The 24,310-nt window shown below is 71.8% G+C and carries 21 protein-coding genes and 2 pseudogenes; 10 read left to right on the top strand and 13 right to left on the bottom strand.

The window, feature by feature from the left end; genetic code table 11:
• Positions 1 to 68: 68 nt before the first annotated feature.
• From ABD366_RS14325 to hutU, 3 genes are all read right to left on the bottom strand, one after another.
• A complete protein-coding gene (locus tag ABD366_RS14325; protein WP_324771600.1) occupies positions 69 to 1,445 on the bottom strand; it encodes a formimidoylglutamate deiminase in 1,377 nt (458 codons plus the stop codon).
• On the bottom strand, positions 1,436 to 2,647 hold the full coding sequence (locus ABD366_RS14320; RefSeq protein WP_324771599.1) for an allantoate amidohydrolase: 1,212 nt from the start codon (positions 2,645 to 2,647) through the stop codon (positions 1,436 to 1,438). The genes ABD366_RS14325 and ABD366_RS14320 overlap by 10 nt, the downstream gene beginning before the upstream one ends.
• A gap of 95 nt (positions 2,648 to 2,742) precedes the next feature.
• The gene (gene hutU, locus ABD366_RS14315; protein WP_324771559.1) at positions 2,743 to 4,401 is read right to left on the bottom strand and encodes a urocanate hydratase; all 1,659 of its coding nucleotides are present in this window, start codon (positions 4,399 to 4,401) and stop codon (positions 2,743 to 2,745) included.
• 112 nt (positions 4,402 to 4,513) lie between these two features.
• Here hutU and ABD366_RS14310 point away from each other — a divergent pair, with 112 nt between their 5' ends.
• The 5 genes from ABD366_RS14310 to ABD366_RS14290 all read left to right on the top strand — a co-directional run bounded on the left by ABD366_RS14310 (position 4,514) and on the right by ABD366_RS14290 (position 8,311).
• A complete protein-coding gene (locus tag ABD366_RS14310) occupies positions 4,514 to 5,878 on the top strand; it encodes a type III PLP-dependent enzyme domain-containing protein (protein WP_324771558.1) in 1,365 nt (454 codons plus the stop codon).
• Positions 5,879 to 6,049: 171 nt separating this feature from the next.
• Positions 6,050 to 6,463: a hypothetical protein gene (locus tag ABD366_RS14305; RefSeq protein WP_324771557.1), complete on the top strand. Its 414-nt coding sequence runs from the start codon at positions 6,050 to 6,052 to the stop codon at positions 6,461 to 6,463.
• Positions 6,460 to 7,227: a transcriptional regulator gene (locus tag ABD366_RS14300; RefSeq protein ID WP_324771556.1), complete on the top strand. Its 768-nt coding sequence runs from the start codon at positions 6,460 to 6,462 to the stop codon at positions 7,225 to 7,227. The genes ABD366_RS14305 and ABD366_RS14300 overlap by 4 nt, the downstream gene beginning before the upstream one ends.
• Before the next feature lie 65 nt (positions 7,228 to 7,292).
• Positions 7,293 to 7,910 (top strand): roadblock/LC7 domain-containing protein, encoded by a 618-nt coding sequence (locus tag ABD366_RS14295; protein WP_324771555.1) that lies wholly within the window; start codon positions 7,293 to 7,295, stop codon positions 7,908 to 7,910.
• Positions 7,911 to 7,936: 26 nt separating this feature from the next.
• Complete coding sequence (locus ABD366_RS14290) at positions 7,937 to 8,311, top strand: hypothetical protein (RefSeq protein WP_324771554.1); 375 nt, start codon at positions 7,937 to 7,939, stop codon at positions 8,309 to 8,311.
• 21 nt (positions 8,312 to 8,332) lie between these two features.
• Here ABD366_RS14290 and ABD366_RS14285 read toward each other — a convergent pair whose 3' ends face one another.
• Positions 8,333 to 8,908: a hypothetical protein gene (locus tag ABD366_RS14285; RefSeq protein ID WP_324771553.1), complete on the bottom strand. Its 576-nt coding sequence runs from the start codon at positions 8,906 to 8,908 to the stop codon at positions 8,333 to 8,335.
• A gap of 81 nt (positions 8,909 to 8,989) precedes the next feature.
• Positions 8,990 to 9,831 (bottom strand): annotated as a pseudogene (locus tag ABD366_RS14280) (helix-turn-helix transcriptional regulator).
• A gap of 154 nt (positions 9,832 to 9,985) precedes the next feature.
• On the opposite strand from ABD366_RS14280, the gene ABD366_RS14275 reads away from it, so the two are divergent.
• Complete coding sequence (locus ABD366_RS14275; RefSeq protein ID WP_324771552.1) at positions 9,986 to 10,756, top strand: SDR family oxidoreductase; 771 nt, start codon at positions 9,986 to 9,988, stop codon at positions 10,754 to 10,756.
• Positions 10,757 to 10,770: 14 nt separating this feature from the next.
• Here the strand turns inward: ABD366_RS14275 and ABD366_RS14270 are convergent, their stop codons facing one another.
• From ABD366_RS14270 to ABD366_RS14245, 6 genes and pseudogenes are all read right to left on the bottom strand, one after another.
• The gene (locus tag ABD366_RS14270; RefSeq protein ID WP_324771551.1) at positions 10,771 to 11,211 is read right to left on the bottom strand and encodes a hypothetical protein; all 441 of its coding nucleotides are present in this window, start codon (positions 11,209 to 11,211) and stop codon (positions 10,771 to 10,773) included.
• An 80-nt stretch (positions 11,212 to 11,291) separates the two neighbouring features.
• The gene (locus ABD366_RS14265) at positions 11,292 to 12,722 is read right to left on the bottom strand and encodes a purine-cytosine permease family protein (RefSeq protein WP_324771550.1); all 1,431 of its coding nucleotides are present in this window, start codon (positions 12,720 to 12,722) and stop codon (positions 11,292 to 11,294) included.
• Between the two features lie 26 nt (positions 12,723 to 12,748).
• On the bottom strand, positions 12,749 to 13,684 hold the full coding sequence (locus ABD366_RS14260; protein WP_324771549.1) for an ABC transporter substrate-binding protein: 936 nt from the start codon (positions 13,682 to 13,684) through the stop codon (positions 12,749 to 12,751).
• 11 nt (positions 13,685 to 13,695) lie between these two features.
• Complete coding sequence (locus ABD366_RS14255) at positions 13,696 to 14,373, bottom strand: ABC transporter permease (RefSeq protein WP_324771598.1); 678 nt, start codon at positions 14,371 to 14,373, stop codon at positions 13,696 to 13,698.
• Between the two features lie 5 nt (positions 14,374 to 14,378).
• Positions 14,379 to 15,029 (bottom strand): ABC transporter permease, encoded by a 651-nt coding sequence (locus ABD366_RS14250; RefSeq protein WP_324771548.1) that lies wholly within the window; start codon positions 15,027 to 15,029, stop codon positions 14,379 to 14,381.
• A gap of 254 nt (positions 15,030 to 15,283) precedes the next feature.
• Positions 15,284 to 16,309, bottom strand: a pseudogene (locus ABD366_RS14245) (ABC transporter ATP-binding protein); the annotation flags it as partial.
• A 180-nt stretch (positions 16,310 to 16,489) separates the two neighbouring features.
• Here ABD366_RS14245 and ABD366_RS14240 point away from each other — a divergent pair.
• On the top strand, positions 16,490 to 17,986 hold the full coding sequence (locus ABD366_RS14240) for an aromatic amino acid ammonia-lyase (protein WP_324771547.1): 1,497 nt from the start codon (positions 16,490 to 16,492) through the stop codon (positions 17,984 to 17,986).
• Between the two features lie 20 nt (positions 17,987 to 18,006).
• Here the strand turns inward: ABD366_RS14240 and ABD366_RS14235 are convergent, their stop codons facing one another.
• Positions 18,007 to 18,522: a hypothetical protein gene (locus ABD366_RS14235; protein ID WP_324771546.1), complete on the bottom strand. Its 516-nt coding sequence runs from the start codon at positions 18,520 to 18,522 to the stop codon at positions 18,007 to 18,009.
• A 163-nt stretch (positions 18,523 to 18,685) separates the two neighbouring features.
• On the opposite strand from ABD366_RS14235, the gene ABD366_RS14230 reads away from it, so the two are divergent.
• Together ABD366_RS14230 and ABD366_RS14225 are read left to right on the top strand one after the other, a co-directional pair.
• The gene (locus tag ABD366_RS14230) at positions 18,686 to 19,561 is read left to right on the top strand and encodes a MurR/RpiR family transcriptional regulator (protein WP_324771545.1); all 876 of its coding nucleotides are present in this window, start codon (positions 18,686 to 18,688) and stop codon (positions 19,559 to 19,561) included.
• Positions 19,562 to 19,985: 424 nt separating this feature from the next.
• A complete protein-coding gene (locus ABD366_RS14225) occupies positions 19,986 to 21,587 on the top strand; it encodes a recombinase family protein (RefSeq protein WP_324771544.1) in 1,602 nt (533 codons plus the stop codon).
• 51 nt (positions 21,588 to 21,638) lie between these two features.
• Here ABD366_RS14225 and ABD366_RS14220 read toward each other — a convergent pair whose 3' ends face one another.
• Entirely contained in the window at positions 21,639 to 23,024 is a 1,386-nt protein-coding gene (locus tag ABD366_RS14220; RefSeq protein ID WP_324771543.1) for a cystathionine beta-synthase, read from the bottom strand.
• A gap of 140 nt (positions 23,025 to 23,164) precedes the next feature.
• Here ABD366_RS14220 and ABD366_RS14215 point away from each other — a divergent pair, with 140 nt between their 5' ends.
• The gene (locus tag ABD366_RS14215) at positions 23,165 to 24,208 is read left to right on the top strand and encodes an SGNH/GDSL hydrolase family protein (protein WP_324771542.1); all 1,044 of its coding nucleotides are present in this window, start codon (positions 23,165 to 23,167) and stop codon (positions 24,206 to 24,208) included.
• The last annotated feature ends 102 nt before the right edge of the window (positions 24,209 to 24,310 follow it).

The following is a 24,310-nucleotide window of genomic DNA, read 5'->3' as shown; positions in this document are numbered from 1 at the left end:
CGGACGGGCTGAGAATGCAGCCCCGCCGTCGGACGAGAGGCAGCGGGGTCCGGGGGCGGAGCCCCGTGTCAGTGCAGCGCTGCGAGGGCTTCCGACAGCGCCCTCGGCACGTCGCCGACCAACACATGCTGCCCGTCGCGGACGACCTCGCGGCCGGACGCGAGCACGTCCGTCACATCCTCCGCGCTCGCCGCGAACACCGCCGTCTCCGCGCCGAGGCGGGGCGCCGCCCCCGCCGTGCGGACCGAGTTCAGGTCCACCGTCACCAGGTCCGCCACCGCCCCGACCTCGATGACGCCCGCGTCCCGCCCGCCGAGGGCCGCGTGGCCGTCGACCGTGGCCGCGCGCAGAAGGGCCGCCGCCGTCCAGTGGCCGCGCGTCCGGGAACGCAGGCGCTCGTTGAGCTCCATCGCGCGTGCTTCCTCGAACGGGTCGATGACCGCGTGGCTGTCCGAGCCGAGAGAGAGCGGGGAACCCGCCTTCTGGAGGGCTACCGCGGGGCCGATGCCGTCCGCGAGGTCGCGTTCCGTCGTCGGGCACATGCAGGTGCCCGTGCCGGAGCCGCCGATGAGCGCGATGTCGGCCGGGGTGAGGTGGGTGTTGTGCACGCCGGTCGTGCGGGCGCTCAACACCCCGTGTTCCGCGAGAAGTTGCGTCGGTGTGCAGCCGTGGGCGGCCTGGCACGCGTCGTTCTCCGCGGTCTGCTCGGAGAGGTGGACGTGGAGGGGCGCCTGCCGGGCGGCGGCCCACTCCGCGACCGTCGCGAGCTGCTCGGCCGGGACCGCGCGCACCGAGTGGATCGCCGCGCCGATCCGGGCGTGCGGGCGGTCCTTGAGCAGCGACGCACGTTCGGCCCAGGCCTCGGTGGTGCCGTCGGAGAAGCGCTGCTGGTGCCGGTCCGGGGCCTTGCCGCTGTGCTTGTCTCCTATGGCCGAGGAGACGTACGCCGTGTCGAGGAGGGTGATGCGGATGCCCGCCTCGTCCGCCGCAGCGATCAGCGCTTCGCCCATCGCGTTCGGGTCCGCGTACGCAGTACCGCCGGGGGCGTGGTGCAGGTAGTGGAACTCGCCGACCGCCGTGATGCCGGCCAGCGCCATCTCCGCGTACACCGCCCGCGCGAGCGCGTGGTACGTGTCCGGGGTCAGCCGGTCCGCCACCGAGTACATGGTCTCGCGCCAGGTCCAGAACGTGCCGGAGCCGACCTGCACCGTCGAGCGCAGCGCCCGGTGGAAGGCGTGGCTGTGGGCGTTGGCGAGGCCGGGGAGGGTGAGGCCGCGTAGGACCACGGCGCCGGGCGGGGGCGTCGCGACCTCCTTGCGGACGGCCGTGATCCGGCCGACGCCGTCCGCGTCCGCTTCCGAGGGGTCCGACACGTCCACCGCCACGCCCGGCTCCACCGTGGGGTCGAGCCAGGCGTGCTCCAGCCAGTACGTCGTCACTTGCAGGCCAGCCCTTCCAGTACGTCGGCCAGTGCGTGCACGCCCGCCAGGCAGTCGTCCTCCGCCGCGGACTCGGCCGGCGAGTGCGAGACGCCCGTGGGGTTGCGTACGAACAGCATGGCGGTGGGGACGGACGAGGCCAGGATTCCCGCGTCGTGTCCCGCGCCTGTCCCGAGGACGGGGACCGTGAGGTCGGCGGACGCCGCCTTCGTACCGAGGATGCGGGCGAGTTCGTCGCGCAGCGCGTGGTCGAAGTCGACGACCGGGGTGAAGGATTCCCGTGTCAGCTCTACGTCGATGCCGTGCGCGTCGGCGTATTCACGGGCCGCCTTCTCGATGGCCGTGACCGTGCGGTCCAGGGCGTCCTGGTCGGCGGCGCGCGAGTCGAGCCAGCCGCGGACCAGGGACGGGATGGCGTTGACCCCGTTCGGCTCGACGGCGATCTTGCCGAACGTGGCCACCGCGCCCGCCAGTCGGGCTTCCTCGCGGGCGGCCAGGACCGTTTCCGCGTACGGGAGCATCGGGTCCCTGCGGTCGGCGAGGCGGGTCGTGCCGGCGTGGTTGGCCTCGCCGCGGAAGTCGAAGCGCCAGCGGCCGTGCGGCCAGATGGCGCTGGCGATGCCGACCGCGTCGCCGGACAGGTCGAGCGCGCGGCCCTGTTCGACGTGCAGCTCGATGAACGCGCCGATTCTGCTCAGGCGTTCGGGGTCGGGGCCGATGGACTCCGGGTCGTATCCGGCGCGCTCCATGGCGTGCGGGAGCGTGATGCCGTCGGCGTCCGTGAGGGCGTACGCCTGCTCGCGGGTGAGGTGGCCGCCGGTGAGGCGGGAGCCTACGCAGGCCAGGCCGAAGCGGGCGCCCTCCTCGTCGCCGAAGTTGGTGATGGCGAGGGGCTTGGTGAACTCGGCTCCCCGGTTGCGGAGTTCGTCCAGGGCCGCGAAGGAGGAGACCACGCCGAGGGGGCCGTCGAAGGCGCCGCCGTCCGGGACGGAGTCCAGGTGGGAGCCGGTGACCACGGCGTTGCCCGCTTCGGGGTCGCCGAGCCAGGCCCACTGGTTGCCGTTGCGGTCCAGTTCGTAGGTCAGGCCTCGGGATTCGGCCTGGGCCTTGAACCATTCGCGGCAGTCGGTGTCGGCGGCCGTCCAGGCGTGGCGGCGGTAGCCGTGGGTTTCGGGATGGCGGCCGATGGGGGCCAGGTCGCGCCACATCTCCAGGAAGCCCGCGCCTGAGGCTGAGGTCACGGGGCGCCGCCCCGAACCCCGCTGCCTCTCGTACGAAGGCGGGGCTTGATTTGCGGGGCTCGTCACTCGCCCTCCCGCATGGGAACCCGGATCCCGCGCTCCGTCGCCACCTCGGCCGCGTGGTCGTAGCCCGCGTCCACGTGTCGGATGACGCCCATCGCCGGGTCGTTGCTGAGGACGCGCTCGATCTTCTGGGCGGCCAGTTCCGTGCCGTCGGCGACGCAGACCTGGCCCGCGTGGATGGAGCGGCCCATGCCGACGCCGCCGCCGTGGTGCAGGGAGACCCAGGTGGCGCCGGAGGAGGTGTTGACCAGGGCGTTGAGCAGCGGCCAGTCGGCGATCGCGTCGGAGCCGTCCTTCATGGCCTCGGTCTCGCGGTACGGGGAGGCCACCGAACCCGAGTCGAGGTGGTCGCGGCCGATGGCGACGGGAGCCGACAACTCACCGCTCGCCACCATCTCGTTGAACTTCAGGCCCGCCAGGTGGCGTTCGCCGTAGCCGAGCCAGCAGATGCGCGCCGGGAGGCCCTCGAAGGAGATGCGTTCGGCGGCCATGTCGAGCCAGCGGTGCAGGTGCTTGTTGTCCGGGAAGAGTTCCTTGATCGCGGCATCCGTCTTGCGGATGTCCTCGGGGTCGCCGGAAAGGGCCGCCCAGCGGAACGGGCCGAGGCCCTCCTCGAAGAGCGGGCGGATGTGCGCCGGGACGAAGCCGGGGAAGTCGAAGGCGCGTTCGCAGCCGGCCTTGCGGGCCTCGTCGCGGATCGAGTTGCCGTAGTCGAAGACCTCGGCGCCCTTGTCGAGGAAGCCGATCATGGCCTCGACGTGCAGGCGCATGGAGTGGCGTGCCTTGTCGGTGAAGCCCGCGGGGTCCGCCTCGCGCTCCTTGTCCCAGTCCTCGACGGAGATGCCGAGGGGGAGGTAGGCGAGCGGGTCGTGGGCCGAGGTCTGGTCGGTCACGATGTCGATCGGGGCGTCGCGGCGCAGCAGTTCGGGGAAGACCTCGGCGGCGTTGCCGACGACGCCGATGGACAGGCCGCGGCGCTCGTCGCGGGCCTGGACCGCGAGCTCCAGGGCGTGGTCGAGGTTGTCGGCCTTGACGTCCAGGTAGCGGGTGCCGATGCGGCGGTCGATGCGGGTCTCGTCGACGTCGACGCAGATCGCGACGCCCTCGTTCATGGTGACCGCGAGGGGCTGGGCGCCGCCCATGCCGCCCACTCCGGCCGTGAGGGTGATCGTTCCGGCCAGCGTGCCGTTGAACTTCTTGCGGGCCACCGCGCCGAACGTCTCGTACGTGCCCTGCACGATGCCCTGCGAGCCGATGTAGATCCACGAGCCGGCCGTCATCTGGCCGTACATGGTCAGGCCCTCGGCCTCCAGCTTGCGGAACTCCTCCCAGTTGGCCCAGTCGCCGACGAGGTTGGAGTTGGCGAGGAGCACGCGCGGCGCCCACTCGCTGGTGCGCAGCACGCCGACGGGCTTGCCGGACTGGACGAGGAGCGTCTCGTCCGACTTCAGCGTCTTCAGGGTGCGCACGATCGCGTCGAACGCCTCCCAGGACCGGGCCGCCTTGCCGGTGCCTCCGTAGACGACCAGCTTGTCGGGGTGCTCCGCGACCTCGGCGTCGAGGTTGTTCATGAGCATCCGCAGGGCGCCTTCCTGCTGCCAGCCGAGCGTGTTGAGCTCGGTGCCGCGCGGGGCGCGTACGGGGCGGGGTCCTGACATCGGCGGCCTCCTGGGGTGCTCCATCGTGATGCGGTTATTCACATCCTCGGGGTCTGAATAGAACTAGTCAATAGATTCCCACGGACGCACTCCGAGTGGTTGTCTGGACCACATGGCATCCACGGACGCATCCACCGGCTCGAACACGGGCCTCTCCACCCGCCGCGACCAGGCAGTACACGCCGCCGTCGAGCAAGGCCTCGTCGGCCAGGCGGCCCCTGTCGCGGGGCTGCTCGACGTCACCGGCATCCGCGCGTCCGCCGCCTCGCTGCGCGCCGCCTTCGACGCGGTCACCGCCCCCGGCACGGAGGTCCTGCACGCCTTCGCCGTGAAGGCGACGCCGCTCGTGCCTGTGCTGCGGCTGCTGCACGAGGCGGGCATCGGGGCCGAGGTGGCGAGCCCGGGCGAACTGGCCCTGGCCCGCGCCGCCGGGGTGCCGCCGACCCGCACCGTCCTGGACTCCCCCGCCAAGACCGGCGCCGAACTGCGCGAGGCCCTCGCCCTCGGCATAGCGGTCAACGCCGACAACCCGCAGGAACTGGCCCGCATCGACGCACTGGTCGCCTCCGCGCCCACGCGCTCCCCGATCGGCGTCCGCGTGAACCCGCAGATCGGCGCGGGCTCGATCGGCGCCCTGTCCACCGCGACCGCCACCTCCAAGTTCGGCGTGGCGCTGCGTGACGAGGGCGCCCGCGACTGGGTCGTCCAGGCCTACCTCGACCGGCCGTGGCTGACCCGGCTCCACACGCACTCCGGATCGCAGGGCGTACCCCTGGAGCTGATGGCGCAGGGCGTGCGGGCCGCGTACGAACTCGCCGAGGAGATCAACCGGGCGGCCGGACGGCAGCAGATCGACACGCTCGACATCGGCGGCGGCCTTCCGGTCAACTTCGCCTCCGACGAGGAGACGCCGGACTACGCCACGTACGCCGGACTGCTCGCCGCGACCGTCCCCGGCCTCTTCGACGGACGCTACGGCCTGGTCACCGAGTTCGGCCGCTCGCTCCTCGCCAAGCACGGCACGATCCTCGCGCTCGTCGAGTACGCGAAGGAGAGCGGCGGCCGCCCGATCGCCGTGACGCACGCGGGGGTCCAGGTCGCGACGCGGACCGTGTACGCGCCCGCGTCCTGGCCGCTGCGGATCGCCGCCTACGACGCGAAGGGCCGGCCCAAGGCGGGTCCGGACGTCGCCCAGGACGTGGCGGGCCCCGCCTGCTTCTCCGGTGACCTGCTCGCCGAGAACCACGCGCTGCCGCTGCTCGAAGCCGGCGACTACGCGGCCGCGCTCGACACCGGCGCGTACTACTTCGCGCAGCACTACTCGTACAACTCGCTGGTGCGGCCCGGGGTCTACGGATTCACGGCGGGCGCCGACGGCGTCGGGGCGCGGTTCGCGACCGTGCGTGCGCCGCAGACCGTCGAGGAGATCGTCGCGGAGTCGGGCGGTGATCGCCGAAGCGCGCTCCTCGATCTCTGAGGTCGGCGAACGCCCCCCATTTGAGCCGGGGTTGGCGGATTTTAGCCCTCTTCTGAATGTTCCACCGGAAAATGCCAGAACGCTCACCAGGTCACCGTACGGTGCGTAGCTTCTTCGTCACACAAGCAACAGCTTTGCACGAACGTGGCGATCAGGTGGGGAGTTTCAGGCGTGCCCGGAATCGACGAGTGCCTGCTTGAGGCGATGCGGCTGCCGGGGGCGCGTGGCGCCTCCGTCGTCGACTGGACCAGCGGTCTCGCCCTGGGCACCGTCGGGGACTCGCCCAACGGGGACCACGAGGCCACCGCCGCCGAGGCCGCCGAACTCGCCCGGCTCGCCGCCGAGCACCGGGCCTTCTCCCCGGCCGAGGGCAGCGACTGGTCACAGGGGTCCGCCAGCGACAAGGCGCCGCCCGTCGAGGACGTCATCGTCACCAACCGCGACGGCTACCACCTGCTGCGGTTCGTCCGGACCAGCTTCGACAGCAGCGTCTTCCTGCACCTGTGGCTCGACCGGGACGAGGGCAACCTCGCGCTCGCCCGGCTGCGCCTCGCCGACATATCCGACCGGCTGGTGCTGGGATGAGCGTCATACCCGCGAGCGTCTCGCCGATGCTGGGCCGCCTCGCCGACGAGCGGGCCACCGGGGCGCTGATCCGTGAGCACGGCACCCTCTACCTGGCCGACGGCCGAATAGTGCACGCCGAGTCGCCCGCGACCCCCGGCATGGACGTGCTGCTCACCACGGGCGGCGCGGTCCAGGCCGACCGCTGGTGGGAGGCCGTGGACCGGGCGGGGGCCCGCCGACGCGTCGGCCGCTACCTCGTCGAGCAGGGCCGCCTCTCGGACGGCGCGCTCGAACTGTGCCATCTGGGCGCGGTGTTCGACGCCGCGTACTTCACCCTCGCGCCGAGCAGCGGCCCGACCCGTTTCCGCTACGGGGTCTCGCACTGGTTCGGAGCGGTGCGGCCGGTGCCGGTGGCGGCGGTCGAGCGCGAGACCCGGCGCCGGCGCGAACTGCTCCAGCGGATCTGGCCCGAGCCGGACACCGACACGGCGCCGCTGGCCAGGGCGACCGGCCTGGAACTGCCCGTACCGGCCCGCCGGCGCCGCGTCCTGGAGCTGGTCGACGGGGCGCGCACCGCGTCCGAGATAGCGCTCACCCTGGGCCGGCCCGCCTTCCACACCCTGGTCGATCTGCGCCGCCTGGCCGCGGGCGGCCTGGTGACCCCCGCTCTCCCGGAGCCCGCCACCACGCCCGCCGTACCGGAGTGGATGGCTCACGCCGCTGTCGAGGACCCCGACGTGGCGCTGTTGCGTCGACTGCGTGCCGCACTGGAGGCCCTGTGAAGCGCCTGCTACGCACCGGACGGGCCGGTTCCGAAACCCCCGCCACTTCCGGAAGGAGACCGCCGATGGCCGACGAGGCCGAAGTCCTCGGCGAACTGCAGAGGCTGAGAGTCCGGGTCCCCCAGGTCACCGGGGCGCTCGCGGCCAGCGTCGACGGACTCGTACTCGCCCGCGACACCCCCGGCGTCGAACCGGAGGGCGTGGCCGCGCTGACCGCCGCCGCGCTCGGCGTCGCCCAGCGGCTCTCGGACGCCACCGGGCAGGGCGGCTTCCGCGAACTCCTGGTGCGCGGCACGGACGGCTACGTCGCCACCTACGCGGCCGGGGACACCGCGATCCTCACCCTGCTCGCCGAGGACCGGGTCAACGTGGGGCGGCTGCACCTGGAGGGCCGCCGCTCCGGCACCCGGATCGGCGAGCTGGTCGACGCGGCCGCCGCCGAACCGCCGCCCCGGGCCCGCGGCCGCTCCCGGGCCCGCACGGCGCCGGCCCGCCCCACGGTCACGCCCGCCCTGCCCGCGTCCCCGCCCACCATGCCGGCGACGCCACCGGCTTCCGCGCCTTCGTCCACGACGGCTCCCACGACAGCTTCCACGACTGCTTCCACCGAGAGCGGGCTTCCGGTCCGCACTCCCAAGACCGAGCTCTCCGAGCCCAAGTTGCAACCCAGAACTGCCCGTTGAGGCAGCGCAGGAAAGGATCCACCACCATGGCCAACACCGAAGCCGCACTCAAGGACGCCGTAGCCTCCATCGAGGGCGCGAGCGCCGCGGCCCTCGTCGACTACAACAGCGGCATGGCCCTCGGCACCATCGGCGGCTCCAAGAGCTTCGACCTGGAGGTCGCCGCCGCGGGCAACACCGATGTCGTCCGCGCCAAGCTGCGCACCATGGAACACCTCGGTCTGAAGGACGAGATCGAGGACATCCTCATCACCCTCGGCACCCAGTACCACCTGATCCGCCTGCTGAAGGGCCGCGGTGGCAACGGGCTGTTCCTGTACCTCGTACTGGACTCCTCGCGCGCCAACCTGGCGATGGCCCGCCACCAGTTGAAGGCGATCGAGGCCGACCTCGACGTGTGAGCGACCGAGTTCGCGGCAGTGTCAGCGACGCCGTGCCCCACCGGGCGCGGCGTCGCCCGCTGCCGTCCCCGTGGCCCGGTACCCCTTGACCCGCTTGCCCACGGGCGCGCCCGCGCGCGGTCCGAGCCAGTCGACGCGCAGCCACAGCAGTGCGCTCTCGCGCTGCTCGCGCCGGCCCAGCCAGGCCGCCTTCAGCCACAGTCCGGCGCCGGCCCCGGCCAGCGCCATACCGCCCGCCGCGGGCACCGCGAAGGAGCTGCCGACCGCGGCGAGGAACGCGAGGGCCAGCCACCAGCGGTGACCGCGCCGCCAGTTCCGTACGGTCACCTGCCGGTCCTGGAGCACGTCGAACTTCCCGGCGCGGCTCGCTCCGCGCGTGAGCCGCACGTACCGCTGCCTGCGGCTGTACGCCACCGCCGCCGCGACCACGAGGAACAGCACAGCCCCGCCGAGCACGCCGATCCGCCGTCCGGTGAACCCGACGGGCAACACTCCGACGGCCGCCGCGACGACACCGAGCCACCACAGCGGGGCGGCTCCGGCGCGTACCACCACAGCGGTCCTGACCAGCCCTTGTGCTCCGCGCGTCACCCTCATGCCCTCCTCCGGCGTCGGTCCGTCCGGGCGGAGATTAGCGACGGTTTCTGAGGGTTGCGTGAGAGCGTCCGGCCGCGGGGCTCAGCGCGGTGCCGCCGCCCGGCTGCCGAGCATCCGCAGCCGTTCCTCGGTCACCGAGCCGGGTTCGGGTGTGTACACCACCAGCGCCTGTCCGGACTCGCCCGGCACCGTCAACGTCTCGTAGGGCAGGCGAGTTCGCCGACGAGGGGGTGCAGCATGCGCTTGGTGCCGTACGTCTTCGACTTCACCTGGTGGTCCGCCCACAGCCGCCGGAAGTCCGCGTCAGCCGACGACAACTCGCCGACCAGCGCCTCCAGTTGCGGATCCTGGGGGTGGGCTCCCGCGTCGAGGCGCAGGTACGCGACCGTCTCGGCGGCGACCGCGGGCCACTCCGGGTAGAGCTCGCGGGCCTCCGGGGTGAGGAAGATCTGGCGCGGCATGTTGCGGTCCTCCGGGGCCATCGCGGAGAAGCCGAGCAGCGCGTCACCGAGCGCGTTCCAGGCGAGGACGTCCATGCGGCGGCCGAGCACGAAGGCGGGGGCCCGGTCGATCGTGTCGAGGAGCAGACGCAGCCCCGGCCGCAGCTGTCGCGCGTCCGGCCGGCCGGACGCCTTGCGGCGGGTCTCGGCGGGGCGGGCGACCGTGAACAGATAGCTCCGCTCGGTGTCGTCCAGGCGCAGGACGCGCGCGACGGCGTCGAGCACGGCGTCCGAGACGGAGGTGCCCCGGCCCTGCTCCAGGCGGATGTAGTAGTCGACGCTGACCCCGGCGAGCTGGGCGACCTCCTCGCGGCGCAGGCCCGGTACGCGACGGCGGCCGTGCCCGGGCAGGCCGGCCTCCTCGGGTCGGATGCGGGCGCGCCGCGAGCGCAGGAAGTCCCCTATGCCACCGGGCTCGTTCATACGGCCGATCCTAGACACCGGCGGATCCGGGACACCGGCCGCGCCGCGATCCGGTACCGGCGCCGATCCCGGGACCGGCGCCGATCCTGGTACTGGCGGACCCAGGAAAAACTCCACCCTGGGGAGCGCGGCCGGCCCGGCGCAAGCTGCTGCCATGACCCAGACGACGTACGACAACCTCTCCGGCCGCACCGCCCTCGTCACCGGCGCCGCCAGCGGCATGGGCGAGGCCACCGCCCGGCTGCTCGCCGCCCACGGCGCCCGCGTCGCCCTCCTCGCCCGGCGCGCCGACCGCCTGACCGAGCTGGCGGCGAAGATCGGCGCCGACGGCGGGCAGTCCCTCGCGCTCCCCACGGACCTCACCGATCAGGACTCGGTCGACGCCGCCGCGGAGCGCGTGCACGCCGCGTACGGACGCGTCGACCTCGTCGTGAACGCGGCGGGCGTGATGCTGCCGAACCCGGTCACGGACGGCCGCGCCGACGAGTGGCAGCGCATGCTCGACACGAACGTCGCCGGCGCGCTGCGCGTCGTCCGCGCCTTCACCGCCGACCTGATCGCGACGGCCGCGGCGGGCGGCACCGCGGACCTGGTCAACATCTCGTCCATCGGCGCGCACGTCCCGTTCCCGAACTACGCGGTGTACGGCGCGACGAAGGCCGCTCTGACGTACCTCTCGCAGTCGCTGCGCACGGAGCTGGGCCCGCTGGACGTCCGTGTCACCAATCTCGAACCCGGCCTGACCGAGTCGGAGCTGGCCTCGCACGTCGACAACGCGGACCTCTCCGGCCAGTTGGACGGCATGTTCGAGGCGCTCACCGGACTCTCGTCCGACGACATCGCCGACCTCATCGCCTACACGACGAGCCGCCCCCGCCACGTGAACCTGCGCCACGCCGTCATCCTGCCGACCCGGCAGGCGTGAGTGCCCCGGGGCGGCTACTCCTCCCAGTCGGAGTCCTTCCGATCCCGCCGCCGCTCCCCGAAGCGCGGCATCGACCAGTGCCCCACGTGCAGGGCGTTCACGCCGACGATGCCGCCCCAGGCGATCAGCAGCCCGGGCAGACCGGCGTTGACCACGGCGATCGCGGAGAGCGGGATCGCGAGGACGAGGGTGACGACGGCGAAGCCGAAGCGTTCGCCCCAGCCGTCGCCGGGGGTGCGGCCGGCGCGGGAGTCGCGGGCGACGACCATCTGCTGCTCGGCCAGCTGCCTGCGCACCCGGCGGTCCACGCTGGAGTCCAGGCGCTGCTCGACCTTGTCGAGAAACGAGTCGACGAGCGCGGTCTCGTACTCTTCGCCGAGTTCCCTGCGGGCGTGCAGGGTGGCGTCGAGTTCCTTCTTGAGTTCGGCGTCACGTGCCTGTTCGCGGGCTTCCATACCGGTTCACGGTACGGAGCGAAGGCCCGCGGGGCAGTGGGGCTAACCCCCCTCTTGCACCTGGTGCTACTGGGCCGCTGCTACTGGGCCGCACCCGAGGCCACCGGCTCGGTGCCCGGCACGCCCGGCGCCTCCAGGATCGTCTCCGCCGGCACGTGCGCGGTGTCGCGCCGGGCCAGCAGCCAGTACAGGACGGCCGGGACGACGAGCCCGACGATCCAGGACACGTCGGCACCGCCGAGCGGGCCGACGAGCGGGCCCGTGTAGAAGGAGGTGGCCAGGAACGGGAACTGGGCGACGAGCCCGACCGCGTAGACCACGAGGGCGTTCCACCGCCAGGCGCCGTAGCGGCCGTCCGGGTCGGCGAGGGCCGGGATGTCGTAGCGCTCGCGCGAGATCAGGTAGTAGTCGACGAGGTTGATGGCGCTCCACGGCGTGAAGAACGTCAGCAGGAACAGCAGGAAGTCCTTGAACGAGGAGAGGAAGCTGTCCTTGCCGGCCAGGGCGACGGCCGTGCCCGCGACCATGATGACCGCGATGTAGAGGGCCCGGCCGCGCTGGGAGAGGACGCGCTGCCCGCGGAATCCGCTGACGCCGGTCACCATCGCCATGAAGCCGCCGTACGTGTTGAGGACGTTGACGGTGAGCTTGCCGAGCGCGATGACGAAGTAGAAGACGGAGGCGACCAGGCCCGCGCCGCCGAGCGAGACGACGTAGCCGACCTGGTTGTCGAGGAACGCCTCACCGGCGCTCGCCGCGACCAGCACACCGAACGTCATCGACCACTGCGAGCCGAGCGCCGAGCCGGACAGCGTCCACCAGAACGTGGCCTTGGCGCTGGTGTCACGCGGCAGGTAGCGCGAGTAGTCGGCGACGTACGGGCCGAACGCCAGCTGCCACGACGCCGAGAGCGACACGGCGAGCAGGAACATGGGGAGCGAGAAGCGCGCGTCGCCCAGCAGGTCGCCGAGGTCGACACGGTCGAGCAGACGCACACCCAGGTAGACGAAGGCGATGGCGCAGATGACGCTGGCGACACGGCCGAGGACGTGGATGACGCGGTAGCCGACGGCCGCCAGGACGGCCGTGACCAGCGCGAAGACGATGATGCCGGTCGTGTCGTTCGTGTGCGTCAGCTGGGCGGTCGCCTGCCCGGCCAGCACACTTCCGCTCGCGAAGAAGCCGACGTACATGAGGATCACGAGGAGCAGCGGTACGACGGCGCCCTTGACCCCGAACTGCGCCCGGGACTGGATCATCTGGGGCAGTCCGAGCTTGGGGCCCTGCGCCGAGTGCAGTGCCATGACGGCGCCGCCGAGCAGGTTGCCGAGCACGAGCCCGACCAGTGACCAGACCACGTCGCCGCCGAAGACGACGGCGAGCGCGCCGGTGACGACGGCGGTGATGTGCAGGTTCGCGCCGACCCAGAGCGTGAACTGGTTGAAGGCGCGCCCGTGCCGCTCGCTGTCCGGGACGACGTCGATCGAGTGCTTCTCCACTACCGCTGCCATGGAACGTTCCTCTGCTTCTTGCTGAGCTACTTCTTGCTGAGCCCGTGTTGGCGCGCGTAGTCGTTCGCGACGTCCTCGGGGTCTTTCTTGTCCTTGTCGACGAGCCGGTTCAGCTCGGTCAGCTGCTCGGTGGTGAGTACGTTGCCGAGCCGGGCCAGCGCCTTGCGGACGGTCGAGTCGGCCTTGCGGTCGGCGATCAGCGGGACGACGTGCTGACCGGGGACGAGGTTCTTGGGGTCGGTGAGGACGACCCAGTGGTTGGCGGCGATGTCGGTGTCGGTGGTGAACAGGTTCGCCACGTCGACATCACCCTTCTTCAGGGCGCCCTTCACCAGCGGCCCGGAGGAGTCGAGGGACTTGAACTCCTTGAACTCGACGCCGTACACGTCCTTCAGCCCCACGGCGCCGACCTGCCGCTTCTTCACTTCCGGGGCGGCGCCGATGACGAGCTTCCCGTTGTGCTTCGCGAGATCGGCAAGGGACTTGAGCCTGTACTTCGCGGCGGTCTCGCGGGTGACCGCGAACGCGTCCGAGTCCTCGGCCATCCCGTAGGGAAGGATCTGCAGTCCGGCCGGGAGCGCCATGGCGAGGGCGTTCTGCATCTCGCCCTCCTCGGTGGCGTCGGCCTTGGTGTCGAGGTAGTGCAGCAGGGCGCCCTGGTACTCGGGCAGCAGGTCGATGTCGCCGCCCTTGAGAGCGGGGATGAGGATCTCGCGGGTACCGAGGTTGGGGCGCACGGTCGTCTTCACGCCGGCCGCTTCGAGCACGGCGGCGTACAGGTAACCGAGGACCTGGTTCTCGGTGAAGTTGGCGGTGCCGATGGTGACGCCGCCCTTGCTGGAGCCGCCCCCCGAGCCGCCCGAGCCGCCTCCGTCGAGGGAGGTGATGCCGCTGGAGCAGGCGGCGAGCGCGGGGACGGAGGCCGCGGCGAACAGCCCGCCGAGAAGAGTACGTCGGTTCATCTGATCTGCTCCTAGGCCGACTTGAGAGCGGCGGGACGGTGACGGAAGAGGAGGCGCTGCAGCCCGGAGAGGGCCAGGTCGAGGACGACGGCGACGACCGCGACGAGGACGGCGCCGCCGAGCACCTGCACGAGGTCCCGCTGGGCGAGCCCGTCGAAGACGTAGCGGCCGAGCCCGCCGAAGGAGACGTACGCGGCGATGGTCGCGGTCGCCACGACCTGGATCAGCGCGAGACGAAGGCCCGTCATGATCAACGGCAGCGCGAGCGGCAACTCGACCTGGAAGAGGACCTGATGGGCGCGCATGCCCTGGCCGCGCGCGGCGTCGCGCACCTCCGGATCGACGGCGGTCATCCCCGCGTACGTGTTGGTCACGATGGACGGCACGGCGAGCGCGACGAGGGCGATGTAGACGGGCCACATGGACAGCCCGCTGGCGAGAAAGACGAGGACGACGAGCCCGACGGTCGGCAGCGCGCGCCCGAACGACGACAGGTTGATGGCGACGAAGGCGCCACGGCCGGTGTGCCCGATGAGCAGGCCGACGGGAAGCGCGATCGCGGCGGCGACGAGCGTGGCGATCAGCGAGTACTGGAGGTGCTCGGCGAGCCGGTGCCCGATGCCGTCGGCCCCGGTCCACTGCTCGCCGCTGACCAGCCAGGAGCCCAGGTTCTTGAAGAGTTCGTACATGGCGGTCAGGCCTTCCGGGTCCGGGTGCGGGCCCACGGCGTGAGCAGCCGCTGCACGACGACCAGCAGCGCGTCCGCGACGAGCGCCAGCAGGAGCGTGAGCACGACGCCGACGATCACCGGGGTCGGGAAGTTGCGCTGGAACCCGTCGGTGAACAGCTGGCCGAGCCCGCCGTCACCGATGTACGTGGCCACGGAGACGAGCGAGATGGACATGACCGTCGCGATCCGCACCCCCGCCATGATCACGGGCAGCGCGAGCGGCAGCTCGACGGTGAGCAGGGTGCGCATCGGCCGCGCCCCCATGGCCTTCGCGGCTTCCTTGGTCTTCTGCGGTACGGAGTCCAGGCCCTCGACGGTGTTCCGCAGCAGCACGACGAGGGTGTAGATCGTCAGCCCGATCACGGTGGTGGTCCGGGTGAGCCCCGAGACCGGGAGCAGCAGGACGAAGACGGCGATGGAGGGGATGGTGAACAGCACGTTGCTCATCCCGAGAAGGAACCCGCGCAGGGCCCGGACACGGTGGGCGAGGACGGCGAGGGGCAGGGATATGAGCAGGCCGAACAGGACGGCGCTGAGGGCGGCTTGAAGGTGGGCGAGGGTGAGGGTGGTGAGGTCGGACCCGTGGGATCCGATCCAGTCCCAGTCGATGGTCATGCGACGCCACGTCCGTCCTCAGCATTTTTCGGCTGCGCGCCACCGACTTCGCCTTCAAGCTCCGAGCCGCCCAACTCCGGCCCTGCCGGCGCTACATCCAGCCCCTCCGGCGCCACATCCAGCCCCTCCGGCGCTACATCCAGCCCCTCCGGCGATTGAGGAGCGGGGTCCGGGGCGGAGCCCCGCAACTCAAGCCCCTCCGGCGATTGAGGAGCGGGGTCCGGGGCGGAGCCCCGTGACGGCGAGCCGGACAGGGCCGCGGCATGCGCAGCCCCCGCCCGCGCATGAATATCGCCCCGGGACGAAACCCCGGTAAGCACCCCCTCCGCATCCACCCGAACCACAAGCCCGGAGGGCGAAGCGACGGACTCGTTCAACGCAGAGAGCAACGAATCCGCATCGCGAAGCCCCCGCACAGGCACCTCGGCCCCACCATCCCGCCCCCGCCAGCACACCGGCCTGCGACCGCCGTCCAGCACCAACTCCCAGGCGCCACCCTCCGGCGCGGCCCCTTGCCGTACATCCCCCAGCCCCGTCAGGGACAACAACTTCAACCCCCGCTCGGCCCCGAGGAAGTCCGCCACGAACCCATCGACAGGCCGGGCCAGAAGCTCCGCGGGAGCCGCACACTGCACCAGATGCCCACCCTCGCGGAACACGGCTATCCGGTCCCCGAGCCGCACCGCCTCGTCGATGTCGTGCGTGACGAAGACGATGGTCTTGTTCAGTTCCTTCTGCAGCCGCAGCAGCTCGTCCTGCAACTGCGCGCGCACGACGGGATCCACGGCCCCGAACGGCTCGTCCATGAGCAGCACCGGCGGATCCGCGGCGAGCGCCCGCGCCACCCCGACCCGCTGCTGCTGACCACCCGAGAGCTGATGCGGATACCGCTTCCCCATCCCGGCATCGAGCCCGACCCGCTCCAGAAGTTCACCGGCGGCGGCGCGGGCCTTCTTGCGGCCCCAGCCGAGCAGCAGCGGTACGGTCGCGACGTTGTCGAGGACGGTGCGGTGCGGGAACAGGCCGGCCTGCTGGATGACGTAGCCGATGGAGCGCCGCAGCTCGGCGGCGTCCTGGTCGAGGACGTCGCGGCCGCCGACGCGGATGGTCCCCGAGGTCGGGTCGACCATCCGGTTGATCATGCGGAGGCTGGTCGTCTTGCCGCAGCCGGAGGAGCCGACGAAGACGGTCACGCCCCCTTCGGGCATGGAGAGCGTGAGGTCGTGCACCGCTGTCGTGCCGTTCGGGAACCGCTTGTGGACCGCTTCGAACTGGATCATGGAGCGCCTCTGAAGTCCTCTTGCCCGGTCTGCATATCGTCATGCAGAGTTCTTGGTGCGTGAATAACTTGTCAATGCCCCCGCGTAAATCACCGGTAAATCCCCCCGGGCTGCCCGAAATGTGAGACGCGACCGCCCTGTCGAGGGTGATTGATGCCAGTTCGAGGAGGAGTAGGCCTTATGCCCCAAGTGGTGCGCCCGACGGACCCGACGCCGCCCCCGGTCCCCCCGGTCGTCGTACTCGACGGCCACGGCCTCCCGGTCGACGACGTGGTCCGCCTCGCCGACGCGAGCGCCCGCCCCGTCCCCGGCACCGAAGCCATGAAACGCGTCGAAGAGTCCTGGAACGCGGCCCGCGAGATCGCCGCCTGGGGCCGCGTCTACGGCCGCTCCACCGGCGTCGGCGCCAACCGCAGCGAGGACGTGCCCACCGAGGCCGCCGCCGACCACGGACTGCGCCTGCTGCGCAGCCACGCGGGCGCGATCGGCGACGAGCTGCCCGAGCGGGAGGTCCGCGCGATGCTCACGGTCCGCGCGAACCAGATCCTCGCGGGCGGCGCCGGCCTGCGCCCCACCGTCGTGACCGCCCTGTGCGAGGCGTTGCGGAACGGCGCGCACCCCGCCGTCAACGAACACGGCTCGGTCGGCACCGGCGACATCGCCGCCCTCGCCCAGATGGGCCTGGCCCTCGCCGGCGAACACCCCTGGCGCGGCAAGGGCACGGCCCCGGCCGCCCAGCCGCTCGACAACAACGACGCCCTCGCCCTGATCTCCAGCAACGCCCTCACCCTCGGCCAGTCCGCCCTCGCCCTGCACGAACTGCGCTCTCTGCTGACGGCCACCCAACTCGTCGCCGCACTCAGCCTCCTGGCGGTCGACGGCTCCTACGAGGCCTACGCGCTCCCCGTCCACGAGGCCCGCCACCACAAGGGCTCCTACGACGTGGCCGCCCGGATGCGCGCACTCCTCGGCGCCCCCGACCGCCCCACCCCACCGCTCGGCCGCATCCAGGACCCGTACGGTTTCCGCTGCGTACCGCAGATCCACGGCCCGGCCCAGGACGCGGCGGACGCCCTGGAATCCGTCCTCACCGTCGAGATCAACGCGGCGGCCGAGAATCCGCTGATCTCCCCCGAGGACATGACGGCGTACCACCACGGCGGCTTCTACATGGCCCAACTGGCCCTCGCCCTCGACCACTTCAGGCTCTCGGTCACCCAGGTCGCCCGCCTCTCGACCTCCCGCCTGTCCACCCTCAACGAACCGGCCTACACGCGCCTGCGCCCCTTCCTCGCGGACGGCGAACCGGGCGCGTCCGGCGTCATGATCCTGGAGTACGCCGCCGGAGCCGCCCTCGGCGACCTCCGCGCCTTCGCGGCCCCCGCCTCGCTCGGCCACGCGGTCCTCTCCCGCGGCGTCGAGGAACAGGCCAGCTTCGCGTCCCTCGCGGCCCGCCAGACCCTGCGCCTGTGCGCCGCCTACCGCCAGGTCGTCGGCTGCGAACTGGTCGCCGCGGTCCGCGCCCTGCGCCTGCGCGACCACCGCCCCGACCCGTCCCTGCCGGTGGGCCGCGCCTTCGAACTGGCCGACACGACCCTGGAACCGGACCTGACGGACCGCCCGCTCACCGTGGACGTGGAGCGGGCGGCGGCGCTCCTGAGCCGCTTCGACGAGTAAGGACGCCCCCGGGACCTACCTCACAACTTCCCGAACACCACTGCACGCCACGCCCAACCCGATGCCAGCACCGTGTCCCGCAGCGGATCCTTCATCTCCGCCGAGTCGAAGGAGAACGTCTCCTCCATGTGCCGCTCGCCGTCCGCTCCGCGCTCGTGGCTCCAGCGTCTGCTCACCGTGCGCGAGGGCCCCCGGCTGTACTCACGCGACCTGGCGAAGCGCGGGGTGCCGTCGCGCCAGGTGACCTCCCACTGCTCGTCGAGCGCCCGGACCTCGTACTCGTCCGGCACCAGACGCAGCCGGACCCGGACGGTGCGGTCGACGTGGCGGCTACGGAAGAACTCCTGCCAGGCGGGCTCGCGGACCCGCCACTCGGCGACCAGATCGGCACGCTCCTCAGGGGCGGCGGCGCGCACCGTCCAGGGCGCATCGGGCCCGGCCAGGGCGAGCAGCGCCTCCCGCACCTCCTGCGGGGGCCGGGGCTCGACCCCGTCGTCGGGACGCCGGGTGCCGGTCAACTTGTCGAAAAGACCCATCCGGGCAACGTACCCAGCCGAGCGACGTACCCACACGAGCGACGTTCCCATCCGCTCGGCCCGGCACCGCAGCCCCTGGCGCCCCCGCCCCCGGCCTGAATAACATCATGCACAGTCACGACGCGTTGAATGAATGGCCGGGTACGGGTACGGACGGGGAGACATGAGCGAGCACACGATCAACGGCACCGGGGGCAACGGCAACACGGGAACCAGCCCCGCCGCCCGCCTCCAGCACCTCTTCGAGGGCCACCGCCTCACGCCCACCCAGCGGCGCATCGCCCACTGCATGGTCCGACGGGCGGCCGACGTGCCGTTCCTGTCCTCCGTGGAGCTGGCCGAACTCGCCGGCGTCAGCCAGCCCTCCGTGACCCGGTTCGCCGTCGCCCTCGGCTTCGACGGCTACCCCGCGCTCCGCAAGCACCTGCGTGAAGTGGCCCCCGCCGAACCGGCCGCCACCACCGGGACCAACGAGTACCAGCAGGCCGTCGAGGCCGAGATCGCCAACCTGCGCCACCTCGCCGACCTCCTCGCCGACCCCGAGCCCGTCGAACGCGCGGGACGCCTCCTCGCCGCCTCCCAGCCCCTCCTCGTCCTCGGCCTGCGCGCGGCGGCTTCCCAGGCCTACGGCTTCTCCTACTTCGCCGCCAAGGTCCACCCCGACGTCCGCCTCCTCGACGAGGGCGGCACGATGCTCGCCGACCGCATCGACGCGGCCGTCCGCGCGGGCGCCACGACCCTGCTCTGCTTCGCGCTGCCCCGCCACCCGCGCGAGGTCGTCGACACCCTCGCCTACGCCAAGTCCGCCGGGCTGAACGTGGTCTCGGTGGCCGACTCCGCCTTCGCCCCCGTCGCCCGCCACTCCGACCTGCTCCTGCCCGCCGCCGTCGGCACGGGCCTCGCCTTCGACACGGCCTGCGCGCCCATGCTGCTGGGGCGGGTCCTCCTGGAAGCGATGTGCGACGGACTCCCGGCCGCCCAGGCCCGCCTCGAGGAATTCGACGTACGGGCGGCGGAGCGCGGCCTCTTCGTGGAATGAGCCCCGACGGGCACCGACGAGCACGAATGAGTTGCGCGGGGACCGCCGCACCCCCTGTTACGGGGGGCGGGACGACGGCGGTCCCCGCGAGCGGACGCGACACCGGGTCAGGACCGGGTACCGCGCCCAGGGGCGTCCATGGAGATCCGGGAGCCGCTCCGGAGATTCCTTGACGCCGCTCACTGCCGACCAGGGCGGGGAGCCGCTCCCGCCCCTGCCGACATCCACCAATGTGCCGGACCCGTGTTAAGCGGGTGCTGCGCGCACGTGACGTGCTCGTACCAGTTCGGCGACGGCCTCATCCTTCACGATGCGACCGCCGGTCACTCGATCGCATGAACCAGTCGGCCATCCACATACGCGCGTAGAGATCGACCGCCACGATGGGCCACGCCCCTCCGTCGTCGCCGGCAAGGAGACCACCGTGCCCGGATGGTCGCGAAGCTATCTCAACCCCCTCCTCATCACGGCACTCGAGGAAGGCCGCACCTTCGCACAGTGGCTCGACGGCAGAGTCCCCGGCATCGACTACGCACGGATCACCGCCGACCAGAGCACCAGGTCATCCATCCTCGCCATAGGACGTGAGCCCGGCACAGGGGTCCGGCACCAGCACGAGGAGAACAGCGAAACCGCCGAGGAATTCGGTGTGGCCATCGTCAAGTTTCATGAGGACAACGGGATCGGGGCGACCCACCCGGATGTCCCACGCCCATCGTTCAGCCAGGCCGTGCACGCGCTGCACTGCCGGCGCACACCCGAAGGCTTCCCGGTTCGCGCGCTCATCGCGACGGAGCACGAGCGGGTCTGGCGCCTTACCGAAGATTTCGGCCGGCTGCACCGCGCCCTGGCCGTGACCGACGACGGTCTCTTCATCGAACGCCGGGCGGTGCTCGACCTACGCTCGGTCGACCGCGCGGTATCCGACGGCGCAAGCGTCGATGAGGTCCGGCGCACCAGCGAGCGCATCGGGCGGCATGTCCGTCGACGCGCACTCGACGGAGGTACACCCGGCGGCCGCAGGCGGTTCGGCTGGCTCCCGCCCGACCCACGCTCAGGACGCAAGATGAACATGCGTCAGGACCCTGACGAGTGGCCGGTGCTGCGCGAGATGATCGAGTCCGCGCTGCAGGGGCGCGGCTGGAACACAATCGCTCGTGACCTGGACAACCGCGGGGTACGCACGGCAGCGGGGAAGCAGTGGAGCGGGGCCACCGTCCGGCAGGCACTGACCAACCCTGTGATGTGCGGGTACCGCTTCCTGCACGGCGAGTTGGTCACGGACCCGGCCACCGGCCGCCCTGTTCTCGGGACGTGGGATGCCGTCGCCACCGCCGACGAGTGGCGCGCTCTGGTGGACATCTCCCAACGCAACGGCGCGCGGCGCGGTACTCGACTCACCAGCGGCAGCAGGCCGCCCGAGGCGCCGCCCGAGCCATTGCGCAAGTACCTCTTCAGTGGCTTTCTTCGGTGCGGCGCCGCGAAGGGCGGGCGCCCCTGCCACTCCCGCATGGGCGGCTGCGCCAGATCGACGGCACACGACCCGGACAACGCGGTGTACACCTGCGCCGCGATGGACTGCGGCGGCAGCGCGCGCAACACGCGCGCCGTGGACGCCTACCTCACGGAGGTCGTACTCAAGCTCCTCGCGGAGCGCAACGCCGTCCACCCGGCGCCCCGCGCCGACTGGGAAGGGCAGGAACTGCTGCGGCAGTTGGTCCAGGAGCGTCATCTGCTCGTCGGAGCCGTTGCGGACGCCGACAGTTCGGCCGCGGTCGTCGATCTGTCGAGAAGGATCTCCGGTCTGGAAGCGACACGCGCCGAACACCTGGCGGCCGGCGCAGCACACCGGCCCTACCGGGATCCTGGCCAGTGGCCCGCCATGAGTCTTCTCGAGCGTCGCGCGGCCGTCGCCGACGTCATCGACGCAGTGATCGTCATGCCTCTGCGGCCCGGCACCTCGCGGCGCGCGCCGTTCGACCCGCACCTGTTGCGGGTGATCCCGAAACAGTTCTCGGCGGGGTAGGTGCAGCGTGCGGCCCCTTGCCCGGTCTCGGGTCGCGGGGCCGCACAGAGGTCACTTGCCGTCTCGCGCCATGTAGGCCAGCAGGTCCTGACGGCTCACCACGCCCGTCGGCTTGCCCTCGACCAGCACGATCGCGGCGTCCGCCGAGCCGAGCACGGCCATCAGGTCGGCCACCGGCTCGCCGGAGCCGACCTGCGGCAGCGGGGCCGACATGTGCTTCTCCAAGGGGTCGACGAGCGCCGCCCGCTTCGTGAACAGCGCGTCGAGCAACTCCCGCTCCACGACGGAGCCGACGACCTCGGCGGCCATCACGTCCGGATGCCCCGCGGCACGCTTCACCACGGGCATCTGGCTGACCCCGTACTCGCGCAGGACCTCGATGGCCTCGCCCACCGTCTCCTCCGGGTGCATGTGGATGAAGCCGGGGATGGCCTCCTCCTTGTGACTCAGCACGTCGAGGACACGCCCGGCCTCGGCCGGCTCCTCCAGGAAGCCGTACGAGGACAGCCACTCATCGTTGAAGATCTTGCTGAGGTACCCGCGCCCGCTGTCCGGCAGCAGTACCACCACGATGTCGTCCGGTCCCAGCCGCTCCGCCACCCGCAGCGCCGCCACGACCGCCATGCCGCAGGAGCCGCCGACCAGGAGGCCCTCCTCCTTGGCGAGGCGGCGGGTCATCTGGAACGAGTCCTTGTCGGAGACCGGGACGATCTCGTCGGCGACGTCACGGTCGTACGCGGTCGGCCAGAAGTCCTCGCCGACGCCCTCGACCAGGTAGGGGCGCCCGGAGCCGCCCGAGTAGACGGAGCCCTCCGGGTCGGCGCCGATGACCTGGACGCGGCCGTCGCTGGCGTCCTTCAGGTACCGGCCGGTGCCGGAGATGGTGCCGCCCGTGCCGACCCCGGCGACGAAGTGCGTGATGCGGCCGTCCGTCTGGTCCCACAGCTCGGGGCCGGTGGAGTGGTAGTGCGAAAGGGGGTTGTCGGGGTTGCTGTACTGGTCCGGCTTCCAAGCGCCCGGCGTCTCCCGGACCAGCCGGTCGGAGACGTTGTAGTACGAATCCGGGTGCTCGGGGTCGACGGCTGTCGGGCAGACGACGACCTCGGCGCCGTACGCGCGCAGTACGTTGATCTTGTCCGTGGAGACCTTGTCGGGGCACACGAAGATGCACTTGTACCCCTTCTGCTGCGCCACGATGGCCAGGCCCACACCCGTGTTGCCGCTGGTGGGCTCCACGATCGTGCCGCCGGGCTTGAGCGCCCCGCTCTGCTCGGCCGCCTCGATCATGCGCAGCGCGATGCGGTCCTTCACGGAACCGCCGGGGTTGAAGTACTCGACCTTGGCCAGGACGGTCGCCTGAAGCCCTTCGGTCACCTTGTTGAGCCTCACCAGCGGGGTGTTGCCGACGAGACTGATCATCGAGTCGTGGATCTGCACGTTGTCTCCGGGTCTCCTACAGAGGGTTGCGGTCAGGGTATGCCGCACATCGGCCCTTCATCTCCCGTTGCGATTGACCGACGGTGATTACGGGGCAAGGACTCAGGGAGCCGTAAAAGCGAAAGAGGTGGCCGCGGAACATGTCGAGCAGGGCAAGGGTGGCACGGCGGATCGCCGCGGGGGCGGCGTACGGCGGCGGCGGGATCGGGTTGCTCGGCGCGGCCGCGGTCGGGGTGGTGGTGGCGGAGGTGCAGTTCGCGCGGCGCCAGGTGGGCAATCACGGCACGGCGCCGGTCCATCTCCCGTCGGCCGACGGCCTGTACGGCAGGGCGTACGGCGATTCGGTTACGGAGCCGGTGCGGTTCGCGATGCTGGGTGATTCGACGGCGGCGGGACAGGGCGTGCACCGGGCCCGGCAGACGCCTGGGGCACTGCTGGCGTCCGGGCTCGCGGCGGTGGCGGAGCGGGCGGTGCAGTTGCGCAACGTGGCGTTGCCCGGCGCCATGTCGGACGATCTGGACCGGCAGGTGGCGCTGGTCCTCGCGGATCCGGACTGGCGGCCGGACGTCTGCGTGATCATGATCGGCGCGAACGATGTCACGCACCGCATCCCGGCCACCAAGTCCGTACGTCATCTCTCGTCGGCGGTACGGCGGTTGCGTACGGCGGGTGCGGAGGTCGTGGTCGGCACATGTCCGGATCTCGGCTCGGTCGAACCGGTGCAGCAGCCGCTGCGCTGGCTGGCCCGGCGCGCCTCGCGGCAGCTCGCCGCGGCGCAGACCATCGGCACGGTGGAGCAGGGCGGCCGGACGGTGTCGCTGGGCGATCTGCTCGGCCCCGAGTTCTCCGCGAACCCGCGTGAGCTGTTCGGCCCGGACAACTACCACCCCTCGGCGGAGGGCTACCAGACGGCGGCGATGGCGGTTTTGCCGACGCTGTGCGCCGCGCTGGGCGCCTGGCCGGACGAGGAGCGCCCGGACGTGTCCCGTGCGGAGGGCTTCCTGCCTGTGGCACGTGCGGCGGCGAAGGCCGTGGAGGAGGGCGGCACGGAGGTGACGGCAGCGATGCCGACGGGCCCGCGCGGCCCCTGGGCCCTCCTGAAACGCCGCCGCCGCCGTCGCACCCCCACCCAGGACCCGGTCCCCGCCCACACCAGCGACCTCCCAAGCCCCTCCAGCGACTGACCAAGCCCCTCCGGCGACCAAGGAGCAGGCCCCGGGCCCACCCCCCTTTCAAGCCCCTCCGGCGATCGAGGAGCAGGCCCCGGGCCCACCCCCCTTTCCAAG

This window comes from Streptomyces kunmingensis, from assembly GCF_039533535.1.
GTDB lineage: Bacteria > Actinomycetota > Actinomycetes > Streptomycetales > Streptomycetaceae > Streptomyces > Streptomyces kunmingensis.
Note: the sequence above shows the minus strand (reverse complement) of the source record. Positions and strands in the feature narration are given on the sequence as shown.